This window comes from Croceicoccus estronivorus (assembly GCF_001625325.1).
Classification (GTDB): Bacteria; Pseudomonadota; Alphaproteobacteria; order Sphingomonadales; family Sphingomonadaceae; genus Caenibius; species Caenibius estronivorus.
The window spans coordinates 215,891-229,564 of the sequence record NZ_JRQQ01000001.1 but is presented as its reverse complement, the minus strand read 5'-3'; the positions used below and the strand labels follow the sequence as shown (position 1 = coordinate 229,564).

The 13,674-nt window shown below is 61.5% G+C and carries 16 protein-coding genes; 5 read left to right on the top strand and 11 right to left on the bottom strand.

What is annotated here, in order from left to right:
• Positions 1-9 precede the first annotated feature (9 nt).
• The 3 genes from MB02_RS01160 to MB02_RS01150 are packed head-to-tail and all read right to left on the bottom strand — an operon-like array spanning position 10 to position 4,372.
• A complete protein-coding gene (locus MB02_RS01160) occupies positions 10-2,265 on the bottom strand; it encodes a hypothetical protein (protein ID WP_067531436.1) in 2,256 nt (751 codons plus the stop codon).
• Positions 2,262-3,500: a phage tail protein I gene (locus tag MB02_RS01155; RefSeq protein WP_067531434.1), complete on the bottom strand. Its 1,239-nt coding sequence runs from the start codon at positions 3,498-3,500 to the stop codon at positions 2,262-2,264. Before MB02_RS01155 ends, MB02_RS01160 begins: the two co-directional genes overlap by 4 nt.
• Entirely contained in the window at positions 3,500-4,372 is an 873-nt protein-coding gene (locus tag MB02_RS01150) for a baseplate assembly protein (protein WP_067531432.1), read from the bottom strand. Before MB02_RS01150 ends, MB02_RS01155 begins: the two co-directional genes overlap by 1 nt.
• Positions 4,373-4,512: 140 nt before the next feature.
• Here MB02_RS01150 and MB02_RS01145 point away from each other — a divergent pair, with 140 nt between their 5' ends.
• From MB02_RS01145 to MB02_RS17570, 4 genes are read left to right on the top strand one after another with little or no spacing between them, the layout of a single operon-like run.
• A complete protein-coding gene (locus MB02_RS01145) occupies positions 4,513-4,713 on the top strand; it encodes a hypothetical protein (protein ID WP_235829379.1) in 201 nt (66 codons plus the stop codon).
• Positions 4,710-5,315 (top strand): glycoside hydrolase family 108 protein, encoded by a 606-nt coding sequence (locus MB02_RS01140; protein WP_067531430.1) that lies wholly within the window; start codon positions 4,710-4,712, stop codon positions 5,313-5,315. The genes MB02_RS01145 and MB02_RS01140 overlap by 4 nt, the downstream gene beginning before the upstream one ends.
• Before the next feature lie 17 nt (positions 5,316-5,332).
• Positions 5,333-5,761, top strand: a complete 429-nt coding sequence (locus MB02_RS01135; RefSeq protein WP_156495375.1) for a hypothetical protein — start codon at positions 5,333-5,335, stop codon at positions 5,759-5,761.
• A gap of 10 nt (positions 5,762-5,771) precedes the next feature.
• Positions 5,772-5,927, top strand: a complete 156-nt coding sequence (locus MB02_RS17570) for a hypothetical protein (RefSeq protein WP_156495374.1) — start codon at positions 5,772-5,774, stop codon at positions 5,925-5,927.
• Positions 5,928-5,941: 14 nt separating this feature from the next.
• On the opposite strand, the gene MB02_RS01130 is transcribed toward MB02_RS17570, so the two are convergent.
• Entirely contained in the window at positions 5,942-7,219 is a 1,278-nt protein-coding gene (locus tag MB02_RS01130) for a phospholipase D family protein (protein ID WP_067531427.1), read from the bottom strand.
• Between the two features lie 195 nt (positions 7,220-7,414).
• Between MB02_RS01130 and MB02_RS01125 the strand changes: the two genes are divergently transcribed.
• Positions 7,415-8,764: an SIR2 family NAD-dependent protein deacylase gene (locus MB02_RS01125; protein WP_067531425.1), complete on the top strand. Its 1,350-nt coding sequence runs from the start codon at positions 7,415-7,417 to the stop codon at positions 8,762-8,764.
• A gap of 45 nt (positions 8,765-8,809) precedes the next feature.
• On the opposite strand, the gene MB02_RS01120 is transcribed toward MB02_RS01125, so the two are convergent.
• The 7 genes from MB02_RS01120 to MB02_RS01090 all read right to left on the bottom strand — a co-directional run bounded on the left by MB02_RS01120 (position 8,810) and on the right by MB02_RS01090 (position 13,593).
• On the bottom strand, positions 8,810-9,484 hold the full coding sequence (locus MB02_RS01120; RefSeq protein ID WP_235829378.1) for a phage virion morphogenesis protein: 675 nt from the start codon (positions 9,482-9,484) through the stop codon (positions 8,810-8,812).
• 2 nt (positions 9,485-9,486) lie between these two features.
• Complete coding sequence (locus tag MB02_RS01115) at positions 9,487-9,984, bottom strand: phage tail protein (RefSeq protein ID WP_067531423.1); 498 nt, start codon at positions 9,982-9,984, stop codon at positions 9,487-9,489.
• A 4-nt stretch (positions 9,985-9,988) separates the two neighbouring features.
• On the bottom strand, positions 9,989-10,210 hold the full coding sequence (locus tag MB02_RS01110; protein WP_067531421.1) for a tail protein X: 222 nt from the start codon (positions 10,208-10,210) through the stop codon (positions 9,989-9,991).
• On the bottom strand, positions 10,210-10,686 hold the full coding sequence (locus tag MB02_RS01105) for a head completion/stabilization protein (RefSeq protein ID WP_067531419.1): 477 nt from the start codon (positions 10,684-10,686) through the stop codon (positions 10,210-10,212). The genes MB02_RS01110 and MB02_RS01105 overlap by 1 nt, the downstream gene beginning before the upstream one ends.
• Positions 10,687-10,827: 141 nt before the next feature.
• On the bottom strand, positions 10,828-11,613 hold the full coding sequence (gene gpM / locus MB02_RS01100) for a phage terminase small subunit (protein ID WP_067531417.1): 786 nt from the start codon (positions 11,611-11,613) through the stop codon (positions 10,828-10,830).
• A 66-nt stretch (positions 11,614-11,679) separates the two neighbouring features.
• Entirely contained in the window at positions 11,680-12,696 is a 1,017-nt protein-coding gene (locus MB02_RS01095; protein WP_067531415.1) for a phage major capsid protein, P2 family, read from the bottom strand.
• A 48-nt stretch (positions 12,697-12,744) separates the two neighbouring features.
• The gene (locus tag MB02_RS01090) at positions 12,745-13,593 is read right to left on the bottom strand and encodes a GPO family capsid scaffolding protein (RefSeq protein WP_067531413.1); all 849 of its coding nucleotides are present in this window, start codon (positions 13,591-13,593) and stop codon (positions 12,745-12,747) included.
• Positions 13,594-13,674 lie beyond the last annotated feature (81 nt).

The following is a 13,674-nucleotide window of genomic DNA, read 5'->3' as shown; positions in this document are numbered from 1 at the left end:
GGATACTCCTCAAAGCGCAAAGTCCTTGCGCAGGGCGGCGTGGAACGGGGCCAGCGCGCTGGCGAGCGATCCGGTGGAGCGGATGCGATAACTGGCGACCGGCGCGGCCAGGTCGAACACGAAAGTCCGTTCCACCGCGCCGCCATCGGCCACGGTATCGATGACCGCATCGGCATTTTCGACAGTGGCGTAACCCGCGCCGGTCAGCAGCTGGCAGGCGAAGTCGTGATCGTCATCGTCGAAGTCCTCTAGCCGCATGGTGACGCGGATGGTGTTTGACCCGGCAGGCAGCGTGCGAATGTCGGAGATATGCGTCAGGGCGGTTTTCCCGCGCGAAAGGATCACTTGCGATCCGGTGAGCGAGACGGCGGGCATCACGTCCGGCGTGCCGGTGAACACCGCGCGGAAGGCGAGCAGCGGGGGCAGGGCACCGCCCGCGCCCAGCGGCAGGTCCGCCGCAGCGGCCAGCGGATACCAGGTGCCGCCGATCTGGATTTCGTAATCGAGCTGCGTCGCGCCGGGAACGATCGCCGGGGCAAGGATGTCGATATCGGCAATGCCGCCCGCCAGCGACAGCGGGTTCAGTTCCACCACAGTGCGCGCGGCGCTGAACTGGCAGGCATAGAGCGTGAAAGCGAGATCGCGCGTGGCATCGCCCTGCTGATAGGCCCCGTCCAGCACGTAGAAGAACGTCCCTTCGGGAAAGGCGGAGCCCTGGACAGTACCGAGCCGGTGATCCGCCGCCGTCATCACGACAATCGCGTAACGGTTGCCACCGGTCAGGAACACCGGGCCCATCGGCACGCGGACTTCCCCGACTTCCAGATCGGCATGATCCAGCGTGGTGCGGGCAATGACCTTGTCCAGCAGCGGCAGGCCGCGATCGGTTTCACACAGGGCAACCGTGACCGCGCCCGCATCGGCCAGCGCGGTGAAGGTCAGGCCGATGGACGAGAGCCACATGTCGTTCGCGTTGAGGAAGGTTTCGGCAATCTGGGTGCCGTTCACTGCCAATTCGGTAGTGACTTCCTCCCAATAGGGTTCCTCGTACGTGTCGATCCAGAACCCGCCGAGGCGCTTGAACAGGTGCCGTTCCTGCGCCCGGTGCCAGTTGGCGGGCAGGACGGACCATTCCTCGTCATTGCGGCGGAACGCGAGCGTGGCGGCATCGTAGAGCCCGCTTTTCAGCCACGCGATCGACGAACTGACCATGCGGCAGCGGCCATAGCGCACGCGGGTGCGCGACATGGTCTTCTGGACCATTTCATGCACGGCATAGCTGTACGTGCTGACCGCGATTTCGCCCGAGACCGGGCCGACGCGCAGCCGCTCCGCCTCCTGATAGGCGGGGAACATCACGCCGTTGACGATCCTGGCACGCGGGTTGAGCGCGTCGAAGATCTGCAGGCTGACGATATCGGCGGCATCGTCGGCAAACCGCAGCCCTTCCTCCACTTTCACATTGGAACCGGCAAAGGCGAAGTCCGAAGCGGAACTGTCGAGGAAGAAGTCGGCGGCGGAATCGATCGATTCCTGCGGGATGTCCAGTTTCGCCTCGACCACGGCCATGCGAGCCAGCGTGCGGCCATACATGTCGAGCGAGACGACGCCTGCCTGCCCCCTGGTCAGCGCGGCGAGATCGGCGGCCAGGCTTTGCACCTGCGGCCCGGTGCGGGCCTTGAACGCCTCCATCGCGACCATGCGGTTGTCGAGCGCCTGGCTGCTGACCAGGGCATTGTCAGCAATCATCGTCACACTGGCAATGCCTGCCGGGGTCAGCTCGATCCGCGCCGCTTCCAGATAGCCCGCGCCGACAATCGGCGCGACGGGATCGGCGCTTTCCTCCCCGGCGATCGTGTCGATACTGGCGACGCGGGCGCGTTCCATCGCCACCTGTTGCGGTTCGCTGGCCCCGGTTTCCTCGTTGATCAGGAATTCGCGCGGGCGAGTGTCGGCATCGACATCCTGCCCCCAGACCACCAGGCTGACGATCTTGCGCCCGACCACCGGCAGCGAATTGGTGAAATCCTTCGTGAAAATGGCGGCGCGGTTATAGACCTTGCCGCCGGAAAACAGGCGGCCTGGTTGTACCGTGATTTCAGTGGCGCTGGACATCGCGGCGGCAAAGCCCGCGTATTTGCGCCCGGCAGTGATCCCGTCACCCACGATGTGATCGAGCGATTCCTGCGCGAAGTCCTGCAGGTTCGTGTGATCGGCGGGATCGTTGTCCATCCCTTCGCGGAAGATGACCTTGCGTTCCATCATGCAGCCTTTCTGATTTCACCGAATGTGAAGTCCCCGAAGCGCAGGCCGGAGCCGAACTGCGCGCGGATCATGGTTGTGGTGTCGATGTAGATCGTGTCGCGGTGCGCCTTGGACACGCGCACCGCCTCGATCGCGCGGGCGAGCGGGGCCATGCTGGCGGAGCGGCGAAAGCCGTTGCCGTGCCAGCGGCCCGACCGGGCGCGGGGGCGGTGCATCGGGATCGCAATGCGCAGTTCCGCCGTGAACGGGGCAATGCCGAACCGGCCATGGCTGTGCCACGACAAGGCCCGCTGGCGCGTGCCCATCCGCTCGCGGTCGACCAGGCAATAGCGGTCATAGATCAGGTAGGGGGCGTGGCTGGCACAGAGGAAGCCCTGCCTGCGGCCCAGCGCATTGCGATGAAAGAAGCTGCGCGCGCGGGGCGCGATGCGTTGCCGGGCGATCCGCTGGGGCCGGACATCGACCGTGCGCGTGCCGCTGGGCACCGCGAAGATTTCCCCCGTGTCTTCCGCCGCAGGGCGCACAGTGACGACGCGTTGTTCCGCCGTGCTGGCAGTGAGGTATCCCCGCCCGTAAAACCCGCTGCCGTGGAATGCGCGCCGCGCGCCGGTGCGGCCGATGAAGATCCGTTCGGCGAGGCCGCCTAACGGATCGGCCAGCGTGACGGGCACTTCCTGTCCCCGGTCGAACCAGGTGGCGCAGCGGCCGGTCAGGCGCGGGCCGTTGCTGGCGAGCAGGAACGGGCGGGCCGCGCCGGTGGCGTGGAAGCGCAAACCCGCCGGGCCGGAATAGAACCCATGGCGCGGGCGCGCTGTGCCGCGTTGGATAAACGGATAGATCCGCACTTGCGGCAGGCTGTTCAGCCAGTCGATCCGTTGCTGTTCCGTCATCGCCCCGCGCAGGAACCCGCGTGCGGGCGGGCGCGTGACTTTGACGACTTGCGCATCGACCAAGGCCACGTGGGCCTTGATCCCGGCCAGCGTCGTCTTGATGCGATGCAGCTGCCAGGCATTGCGCAGCACGTGGCGCTTTTTCAGTTCGGGCCAGTCGTCCTGCCACAAGTCAACCGAGAGGTCCCACGCCAGAAAATCGAGCAGGCGGGCGGGGCAGCGATCCGCATCCAGCACCGCGCCGACCAGATCGGCCGGCAGGCCCTGCCGCGCGGCAAGCGCCTGTTCCAGCGCGCGTTCGAACGGCGTGGTGTTGGGGGGCAGCAGGCTGGCGGCTTCGGCCATCACAGCACCTCGTGCGTGATAGTCAGCGAATGGAGCCAGGCCGCGCCGGAATCGCCCGGATCGATATCGCCAATGTCGGCAATCGCCTGTTCGACATCGCCCACTTTGGCGGCGGCTTCCAGCCCACGGACAAAGACCTTGCGGCCAATGGCGTGGCGTTGCGCGGCATAGGCCAGCACGGCCTTGCGCGCCTCACTGATGACGGCAGCGGGGGCGGGGCCCCGGCCGATCTGTAAATGCACGGTCAGATCGAACGGAACGATCGTGGCGGCGCGCACGGTGACGACATCGGTCAACTGGACAGTGTCTTCACGGTCGAGCGCGGCAGCAACCAGCGCGACTGTGCCGGGGCCGACCAGCCCATCGTAAGTGCGGCCCAGCAGGATGACATCGACGCGCCCCTGCCCACGGCGCAGGGCGGCCACGTCCTTTACTTCCGGCGCGGCGGCCAGGGCGCGGGCGCGATACCCGGCGGCAGTCACACCGGCATGGGGCAGCATTTCCGGCGCAATCTGGATGCGGGCGCGAAATTCTTCATCCCCTTCCATCACGGCGGGGGCCTGATCGGTTGCCGGGGTAATGACCCGGCGTGCGACATCGAGCCGCGCGCCGATGTGATCCAGCGTTGCGCCCACGGCAAAGGCCAGCATGACGGAGCGGGCGGCATCGTTGATGCGCGCGCGGGTCAGCAGTTCGCGGAATGCGGCAGCTTCCGCCAGTTTCACGGCAGGGTCCGATTCCAGCAGGGCAGTGTACCCGGCCCAGCGTTGTTCGAGATCGGCCAGCGTGGCCGCCACTATCGCTTCGAAATCGAGCGGTTCCAGTACCTCTGGCGGCGGCAGGCGCGACAGGTCGATGGGGGCGGTGGACATGGCGACAGGGTTGCCAGCCCGCGCGTGGACGGACGAGCGGCGGGTTTTGTGATGCCGCGCACCACAAATGCGCGCGGTGGCGCATGGCGGCCAGTTTTCGAAGGTGGGCGGGACAGCCGACCTGAAGGACCGATGCCGCGATGAGCGAACCGATCAGACAAATGTCCGATGGCGCAAAGCACACGATCGATGCGCTTTCCATTGGCACCATGCTGGGCGCGATTGTCCAGTGGCTCCCCTCGATCGCGGCCTTGCTGACCGTGGTCTGGACCGCGATCCGCATTTACGAAACGCCGACCGTGCAGCGCCTGTTGCAGCGTCCGGGCGGGGGCGCGGAATGAGCCGGGGCAAACTGGCAGGCGCGGCGCTGGGCGCGGTCGCGGCCATTCTGGCCGGGATCTATGCGCATGAAGGCGATTACGTGAACCACCGGAACGATCCCGGCGGCCCGACCCGTTACGGCGTGACTGAACAGGTGGCGCGTGCCGCCGGATATGGCGGCGATATGCGCCATTTCCCGATGCATTGCAGCGGCACGGCCAAAGTCTGCGCCGATGAAGTCTATATCGATCGCTACATGAAACAGCCGGGATACTGGCCGTTGATCGCAATCGAACCGGCAGTGGCGGAAGAACTGATCGACACTGCCGTGAACATGGGCCCGCCGCGCCCCGGCAAGTGGTTTCAGCAATCGATCAACGAACTGTGCGGAACGCGCCTGACGGTGGATGGCAAAGTCGGGCCGAACACCCGCAATGCCTATGCCCGGTGCCGCAGTGCCAGGGGGCCGCAACTGTGCGTGGCGATACTGGACCGGCTCGATGCCCGGCAGCGGGCCGAATATAACCGCCTCGTGCGCGTGAACCCCGCGCTGCGCGTGTTCCACCGGGGCTGGATCAGACAGCGGATCGGCAATGTCGATCGCGCGAAATGCGCGGCCTGAACGGGAAAGGACAGCAAATGCTCTGCAAATGGCTGGGAACCACAACCTTGCGCCTGGCGAATGGATGGTGGGTGGCGATCTGGGCCGTGCTGCTGGCCGTGGTGGCCGGTTGGGCCCTGTCTGCCGTGACTGGCGGCAAACGGGCGCAGGCAGAGGCAAAGCTGGCCCGCAACCGGGCCGATGCCGCACTGGCCAGCGGTCAGGATGCCGTGGCGACAATGGGTGCCCAGGGCGCGGCGGAACAGGCCGTGGATACGCTAACCAGGGAAAACGATCATGCGATACGCTCTGCCGAAGGCGCGGCTGCGCCGGTTCCTTCCGCTGTTGCCGCTGCTGGCCGCATCGGCCTGTGTAAACGGGCCGCCTATCGTGGCCGGGCAGAGTGCCTGCAGTTCACTCCTGCCCCCGGAATGGAAAGCGGGCGTAGCGGGCGCGCCGATCCCTGAAACCGACACTGTGGGGGAGTGGATCACCTTTGGCGATGCGCAGACCGGGCAACTGGACAAGGCCAATGACCGCTATCGCGCCGCGACTGGCGTGATTGAACGCTGCGAAGCGCGGGACCGTGAAGCGGTGCAGAAGGCGCGGGGGAAGGTCTTGGGGGTGTTTTGAATTTGAATGGGGAGTTATCTCAATTCGCGTCCAAGGCGGCGACGAGCTTCTCTCAGCTCATTTTCGTCAAATAGCGAACTCCACGGCTCTTCAAGTGCGATGTGCTCCACTGTCAAATCCGTCCGTTTCATCTCCCACAACCTAACGAAGCCATTTGATGGCGCGTTCGTTTGCAGGAGTTTGCGCGCAGCGGCTACCGCTCCCAAACGGTTTATGAGTTCAAAGAAGCCTGTGGGATTGTAACCAAGCTTCTGAGCTTCCATTGCAGTTCTGCGTAGCTCGGCTTCAAATGCTTTCGGGTCCGCAATGCTTGGAGCCGCTTTCTTGGCTGCTACATCGATTTGCGATACAATGGTCTGTAAATCAAAGATTTTGTTACGATCATTGGACAAGAGGTCGCGAGCAATTGTTGCGATTTCTGCTTGATCCTGTTTTCCGAATCTCAATTTTCCAAATGCCGGTAGAAAAATGCTGTTGCCAATGTGTCGCACGAAGCAGAGCGTCTCGCTCGCAAGCATTGGAGAAGGTACCTGATATATTGAGGTGTATTTCGCTTTGTCTGAAGAGAGATCAAATTCAATCAGATATTCGCCACTGCGAAAGGCATTGCCCCACCCTTGGTAGCAGTCATAATCCCTTGGCACCCACCCAGCGTTCTTTGCCTGCTCTTCTTCGTTTCTCCCATCCTCATCAATGTCATCACTCCACAGCAGTACGCGAACTGAATTCCAGGCGGGATGGTTTGGCGCAGCACGAAAGGCAGAAAGCAAATTCCGGTTCAATGGAACACCTGGCGGTGCCGAGCGTGATCGCCGTCGCCAAACTACCTCGGCACGTTTGATGGCAGCTTCATCAATCTCGTACGCGTTTTCGGGACTTGCCTGATTGTCGAACCAATCTTCAATTTCCTTGATCAGGTTGCGGTCCGAAACCTGAATGTTTGCCTCTGACCATCCAGTGAGATTAGTCCCTTCCACGGCCAGACCATTGGTTGAGGCGTTGGATGAGCCGATGCACGCCTTCTCGGGAGTCCAATAAACTTTTGCGTGGAGCCTTGGGTTTGAGAGCAAATTTCCTTGGCCGACGACAGCGAGGAGTTTTCGCAATTCCGCAGGGTTGCAGGCACCTGAATCCAGATTGCACACAATTTTCAAATCGAGATCAGGTCTATCCAAACCTAGCAACTCGACTGCGCCATCACCCCAAAAGGCGACGGAGAGTCGCGCTTTTTTCGTGGCAACCAACATGGCCTGAATTTTGGCCAACGCCTCAACTTCGTTCAGAAATATCATTCTGGGAATCCCCGCATACCTTGCCTATTGCCAGATTGTAAGTGACTGAGAAAACATCAGATTTTCCAGCAGTATGAAATTGAATTTACTATCTTCGCGTTGTGATTGCTGATCAATACAAGATGGTCTCGGGTATTGCTTAGAGATATACCGCCTAGCTATGTTGGCAGCGCAAACTGTCTTGGGGGGGCAAAAATGGCGGCGGAAGAAAGTTACAAGCTAAAAGCGGATGTTGCGATCCGCGACACTCTGTTAAGATTTGAGTGCCAACCCATTCTATTCGTTGGCAGTGGAATCGCAATGCGTTACTTCGGTGCACCGACTTGGCACAATCTTTTAAGAGCCATGTTTGAGAAAACTCCCGAAGGCATTGAAGGATACGAGTACAATCGTCAGAAGTACGGCGATGATCCCGTCGCGATCGGCACTGCACTAGCGGACACTGTATTTGAATGGGCCTGGAGAGATGGGAGGAATAAATTCCCGTCTGAAATGTTTACTAATGGCGCTGGAAAGGATACTTTTTTAAAGTACATGGTCTGCCAACATTTGACCAATTTATTATCCGAGGCAGGTCCACTGGAATCACCTTTGCAGGAAGAAGTTTCTGCTCTCGCAGAGATCAAGCCGCATGCGGTGATCACAACGAATTACGATCAGTTCTTGGAAAAAGTCCTTGATGGGTATGAGCCAATTACCGGCCAAACAATTATACGGTATAATACTAATAGTTTTGGTGAAATTTTCCATATCCATGGGGATGTCTCTGACCCAAGCTCTCTGGTACTTACAGATAAAGATTACGAGGAGTGGCGTGATAAGAAAAAGTATGTATCTGCAAAGTTGTTGACCTATTTTGCGGAGCATCCGGTTTTTATACTTGGGTACGGCTTGGGTGATGACAATGTTAAGGCAATTCTTCGCGACATCGGTGAGCTAGTCGCTGATGAAACGGGTCTAATTGACAACGTTTTTCAAGTGATTTGGCATCAGGATCCTATTGCGACGCAACCACCTGAGCAGGCAGTGTTTGATGTCGACGGTCAAGAATTTCGCACTCAGGCAATTCATACGAACGACCTCCTATGGGTTTTCAAAGCCTTGAAGAGTCAATCAGCACTAACGTCAATTAATCCGAAGTTGGTTCGCGCATTGGCGGCTCGAACTATGCGTTTGATTCGCCATGATATACCTTCGGGTAGTGTTGCTGTGGACTATGATGTTCTGGAGCGCGTTGCAGCTGACGGCGATGAATTGCCAAAACTCCTTGGAATCACTGCGGTCGAAAATGCAAATCAATCCCACCCATTTACACTCAGTCAAGTTGCCAAGCGAGTGGGGCTCCCAAATTGGCAAGCTGTTAACAAGATTATTAATGAGATAAAAGATAGCAAAGGAATTGATTTGAGATCTACGGATAACCGGTATCACTGTAAAATAAAAACTGGAACCAAAGATACAAGTATAACGAGAAAATGGTCTCACGAGGCTGTTTCACTTTTTGAAAAATATGATAAAGTTGGTGATGTAGATCTAAATTTGTAAATTTTATTGATGGGTATCACTTGGTATTTAGATCTGGCGGATCCTTCACCCCACCACCAAATGCGCAATCACCGCATCGAGCAGGTCTTCCCGTTCCGCCGCTGTCATGCCGAGCAGTTCGCGGCGGGCGTAGCGGACTTCGCGGGCGTGGCGGGCGGGTTTGTCGCGTAGGCCGAGCTGGTGAACAGTGGCGACCGAGGCGACCATTCCGGCAAAGCCGATCCATGCGTCGTGGTCTGACTGCCCGGCCTGCATCGCGCGGCCGATCTTGCGGAACATCGCCCGCTGCTTGACAGTGCGGCGGTTGCGGATGCGGCCCGCGCCCTTGTTCTGGTCCGCCGGATCGACGCGCAGCCATTTGATCACTCTGTCATATTCGAACGTGCGGATGCCGCCTGCCTCGATATCGTAGCCGGTGAAGACCGGGCCCTGTTTCTCCCAGCTTTTCATCATGACCAGGCGGGGCGGGCCGCTGCCCCCGGCGGGGTAGAGGAATTTGACAGCGAAATTGCCCATGACCGGTTCGGGCGGGGCCTTGCGTGGGGCGAAGCGGGTGCTGTCCGGATTCTTCTGCGCGCGGATACGGTCGCGGTTCTGGCGGCGCATGGTGGTGGCGACGCGGCGGAACAGACTGCGCCGGGCAGGCGGTTCCAGCGATTTGAGCATTCCGCCGACGAACCGTTCCAGTTCGGCCAGGTCGCCCTGTTCGACAGTCGCCACGGCTATGGGTCCGGATGGCCGACCAGGTATTCCGCCGCGTCGCCGCCCGGTGCCCAGATCTGGCGCAGCAAGGTCAGGGGATCGAAGGTGACTTCCCCGATTGGCGGTTCGTCACGCACGGTCATCGCGTGGCTGCCGTCTGGCTGGCGCAGGACGTCCACTGCCTCTGTCAGGGGCAGGCGCATTTCGACATCGACCGCCTGATTGTCCAGCAGATCGACATCGAACGCGATGGCCGAAACCCCGGTATCGTGATTGAGGATCAGCTCCGCCTGGTTGGCGCGCAGCCACAGCAGCACGGGGAGAAACACCTGTTCCGGTTCGCCACGATAGTCCAGCAATGTCAGGTGCAGGGTATAGCGGATTTCGAAGCCGAGATTTTTGCCGTGGCGATGGGCCAGTGTGCCCTGGGTAACGTAAATCGTCAGCGCATCGGGATCGCGCGCCAGTTCGGGCAGGGCGGCGGTCAGGAACTGGCGAAGGGAATCGGGCTTGTTCATCGGCTCAATCCCACAGCTGGATCAGATCGCGCACCGGCACTTGCGGGCGCGTGACCGCAGGCAAGAGCACCTGTTGCCCTTCGCGCAGGAACGCGCCTTGATCGGCCAGGCCGGGGTTCAGTTCCAATGCCTGTTCGACGACCTTTTCCGTTTGCCCCAGCACGCGCCAGCACAAGGCATCCAGCGTTTCATCCTGCAGGGCACTGGCGGGGTAAGTCGCGGTCATCAGATCAGTTCCACCGCCGTGCGCCCCTTGCCCAGAATGGCCCGGATGGCGTGCATGGCATTGCGGCGGTGATCGTCGGCCCGCTGATCGAAATCGCCGCTGGCGGACTGGCCCTGGCCGGTGGCGGAGACATCGCGGTGGGTTTCGATCAGGTCGGCCGTGGCATTGCCGTAAACGGCCCGCTGCCAGAGCAGGACCAGTCGCCGTTCGGTGCCGATCTGGGCGCCGGGCACAGCGGCAAGGCTGGCGTGGCCGGCCCCTTCCTGTGACGCGCGCCACGGGCCGAGATCGGTTTCCACGGTCATGACAGCGCCCAGCAGGGCATCCCTGATGCGATTGTCAGGGATCAGCGTGCCGCCGATGCGCTGGGAATCGCGAAAGTGATTGAGATCGATGTCCGGCCAGAACGGCCCGCAGGCCAGCACCGCGCCGGGCGGCGTGGCCGGAGCGGCGGGGGAGGAAACGAAGCCGGTCATTGTTTCATCCTTTCGCTGTGGCGGTTGCGGGCTGGATCTGGTTGATGAAACGGAACGGGGGGTGGGGACCGGGATCATGGGGGAAAGGCAAAGGCCCGGCCCCGATCCCGTTCCGCCCCCCGGCGCCGGGGCGCGAGCTGGTTATTGGGGTGGCTGTTCGTCCTGCGTGGCGGGATCGGGCGGGGCGTGTTTGTTCAGCCATGCGGTCAGCCGTTCGATTTCCTTCACCACGCCGATTTTCGGTTCCAGTTCGATCGCGCGGCGAAATTGCACCAGCGCCGCCTTGCGCGATGCATGGGCCGCGCCTGCGGGCGTGGTTTCGGGATCATCATCGGCCACGGCGGCGGCGCGCTGCAATTGCTGGCCCTGCGCCTTGGCCAGTTTGGCCCGCACGATATCGGGCATGTCGCTGGTGGCGGTCAGCTGGTCGGCGCGTTGCAGCACCGCCAGCGGGAAATCCCGGTCCATCTTCGCGGCGGTCAGCCCGGCCTCTGCCGCTTCCTCCGCAATCAGCGTGGCGGGCGTGCGCTGAAACCGTTCGGGCAGGCGCAGGCCGAACCGCAGGACGTGTTCGGCAATGTCGAGCGCGCGATCGTAATCCGCGATGTCGAACCGCCAGATCATCATGTTGACCAGCACTTCATCCTGCACCGCCCTGCCGCTGTCGATCGCGGCGGCCAGCGTGGCATCCACGTGCGGGCTGAAACGGTCGATCATCTCGCGCTTGGCGGCGATCTTGCCTTCGGTGGACTGGATATCCTTCAGCCGCCGCATGTCCTCGCCCAGCGCGGCCAGCAGCAATTCGTATTCGGTCGCTTCCGCGCCGGTATCGGGCCGTTCCGGGGCAATCCCGGCGGAACTGGCGGATTCGATGGCAATCCGGGCGAGAGTGGCTTGCTTGAAACGGGCGGCGGGGCTCTGGCGCATGGCGTTGGTCCTGATGGAGCGGATGGGTGGGGGGAGAGGCGAACCCCTCCCCCGGCGGGGCGGCGGTTATTCGGCGTATTCGACGTTTTCGATCAGGCAGGCGAAATCGTAATCCTCGATCGGATAGGCATCGTTGGAGGATTCGAAGTTCTCCACCCGATTCTTTTTCGGGTTGTCGATCACGGTGCGGCGGCGTTTGCCCTCCTGTTCGTAGATCGACAGGTTTTCGTGGCTGGAAATGAAGATCGTGCCGGTGGGGAAGGCATAGGGCCGTTCCGCCGGAAGCCCGCCCAGGCGCTTGGTCGCCATGATCGTGTCGCGCGCCAGCTGTTCGGTCGGATCGCGATCTTCGTTGATCAGCGGGAAATACTTGTCCTTCAGCAGATCGCGCGAAACGAATGCGGTCAACTGCGTATCGTCCTGCGCCCACACGGGCAGCAATTCGTTGATCGCATCCCACACCAGCGCATCCAGCGTGGCGTAATCGCCGCCGGGGCCATAAGTGACCTTGCCGCTGGCCGCGGTGCTTTCGGTCATGACCTGGGCGGGGCGATCCTCCCGCAGTTTCTGCAGCCAGCCCTTGTTGACATCCTGCAGCTTCGGATTGGCGACGCGGTTGGTGGTGGCGGCGGCGGACGTGCCGTTGAAGCCGATCATCACATGGGCGCGGCGTTGCGACGATACCAGCAGGCGCTGGATACGCTGTTCGAAATCCTTGAACTTCGCCCACTGGTCCAGTTTTCCGTAAGTCAGGTGGGTGTCGTAATCGGTCTGGAACAGCTGGAAGCCATGGGCGGACAGCGTGCTGGGATCGGTGGTCTTGCGTTCGGCTTCACCGGACGTGTCCGTGCGGCTCGCGATGGGCTGGCCGATATCCATGCCGAGCGTTTCGCCCAGCATTTCAGGGACGGAGCGGACATTGATCCGGCCAAGGAAGCTGGAGGGGTCTTCCTGTTTCAGATCGATCAGGACCTGTTGAATGGACGGATCGACAGTGAACTGTTCGGTGGCCGACTGTACCCCGTTCAGTTCGGCCACCTGGCCGAGATAGTCGTGAAAGAGTTCGCGGGTTTCGTTACGCATTTTGAGCTCCGGTCAATGGGGCGAGCGGCGGCAGGTCTGGTAGGGTGGTCAGTAAGTCGCGCGGATGCGGTCGCCGCCGCCGGTGCCGGTGGGGCGGGCGCGGTAGGTGCCGGGCGTGGTCTTTTCGATATCGCCCTTCAGCGTGGCGAAATCTTCGGCCAGTTTGCCCACGCGGGCTTCCGTCCGGGCATTGGCGGCAGTGAAGGCAGTGGCCAGTCTGTCCATCCCTTCGGCCATGGTCGCGGCGAAGGCGGCCAGATCTGGCTGCGCCGGATCGGCGGCAGGCGGGGTGACAGGCTGGGCCGGTGCGGTCTGTTCCTGTTTTGCCGGAGCGGCGAAGCCTTCGAAGAACTTGCGCATGGCGGAAAATGCGCCGGTCACTTCGCTGTCGGCAGGGCCCTGATCTTCGAATTCGACGCTGAACGCATCGGAAATGGCAATCAGGTTATCCTTGCGCGCATCGTCGCGGGTGCTGAATTTCAGGATTTCGGTGCCGAGGCTGGCCGGGCTGTCAGTCAACGCGATGCCGACCAGGTATGCCTTGCCGGTCCCGGCAAAATTGGGATTGATCTCGACGCTGGAAAACACCTTCTGATCGGCCTTGGTCAGATCGCGGGCCTGATCGTTCACGTCGAAACTGGCGTAAAGGGCGAGGCGGCGTTGTTCCTTGCCGCCGATCTTGAGCGTGACGTCCTCTGCCTTCACAGCGTCGATCGAGCCATAGGCATTGAAGGGCGGTGCGGGCGAATAGCCGCGCAAATGCTCGCAATTGATGCGCGCGGTGTAGGTCACACGATCATAGGTTGCGGCCATCTGTTCGATATGGGCGCGTTCGATCTTGCGGCCATCGACAGTGTCGCCTTCGACGGCAACGCGGAAGAACTTGGTCTTTGCCATGAGTGGCGGCTCCTGCGGTCAGGTTCGGGTGAGCGTGTGAGGCCCATTCGCCCCTGATCGGGCCGTTTCGGCAACGCCTGC

Coding starts and splice junctions, on each gene's coding strand:
- MB02_RS01160 (WP_067531436.1), bottom strand. CDS start 2,265: ATGATGGAACGCAAGGTCATCTTCCGCGAAGGGATGGACAACGATCCC.
- MB02_RS01155 (WP_067531434.1), bottom strand. CDS start 3,500: ATGGCCGAAGCCGCCAGCCTGCTGCCCCCCAACACCACGCCGTTCGAA.
- MB02_RS01150 (WP_067531432.1), bottom strand. CDS start 4,372: ATGTCCACCGCCCCCATCGACCTGTCGCGCCTGCCGCCGCCAGAGGTA.
- MB02_RS01145 (WP_235829379.1), top strand. CDS start 4,513: ATGAGCGAACCGATCAGACAAATGTCCGATGGCGCAAAGCACACGATC.
- MB02_RS01140 (WP_067531430.1), top strand. CDS start 4,710: ATGAGCCGGGGCAAACTGGCAGGCGCGGCGCTGGGCGCGGTCGCGGCC.
- MB02_RS01135 (WP_156495375.1), top strand. CDS start 5,333: ATGCTCTGCAAATGGCTGGGAACCACAACCTTGCGCCTGGCGAATGGA.
- MB02_RS01130 (WP_067531427.1), bottom strand. CDS start 7,219: ATGATATTTCTGAACGAAGTTGAGGCGTTGGCCAAAATTCAGGCCATG.
- MB02_RS01125 (WP_067531425.1), top strand. CDS start 7,415: ATGGCGGCGGAAGAAAGTTACAAGCTAAAAGCGGATGTTGCGATCCGC.
- MB02_RS01115 (WP_067531423.1), bottom strand. CDS start 9,984: ATGAACAAGCCCGATTCCCTTCGCCAGTTCCTGACCGCCGCCCTGCCC.
- MB02_RS01110 (WP_067531421.1), bottom strand. CDS start 10,210: ATGACCGCGACTTACCCCGCCAGTGCCCTGCAGGATGAAACGCTGGAT.
- MB02_RS01105 (WP_067531419.1), bottom strand. CDS start 10,686: ATGACCGGCTTCGTTTCCTCCCCCGCCGCTCCGGCCACGCCGCCCGGC.
- gpM (WP_067531417.1), bottom strand. CDS start 11,613: ATGCGCCAGAGCCCCGCCGCCCGTTTCAAGCAAGCCACTCTCGCCCGG.
- MB02_RS01095 (WP_067531415.1), bottom strand. CDS start 12,696: ATGCGTAACGAAACCCGCGAACTCTTTCACGACTATCTCGGCCAGGTG.
- MB02_RS01090 (WP_067531413.1), bottom strand. CDS start 13,593: ATGGCAAAGACCAAGTTCTTCCGCGTTGCCGTCGAAGGCGACACTGTC.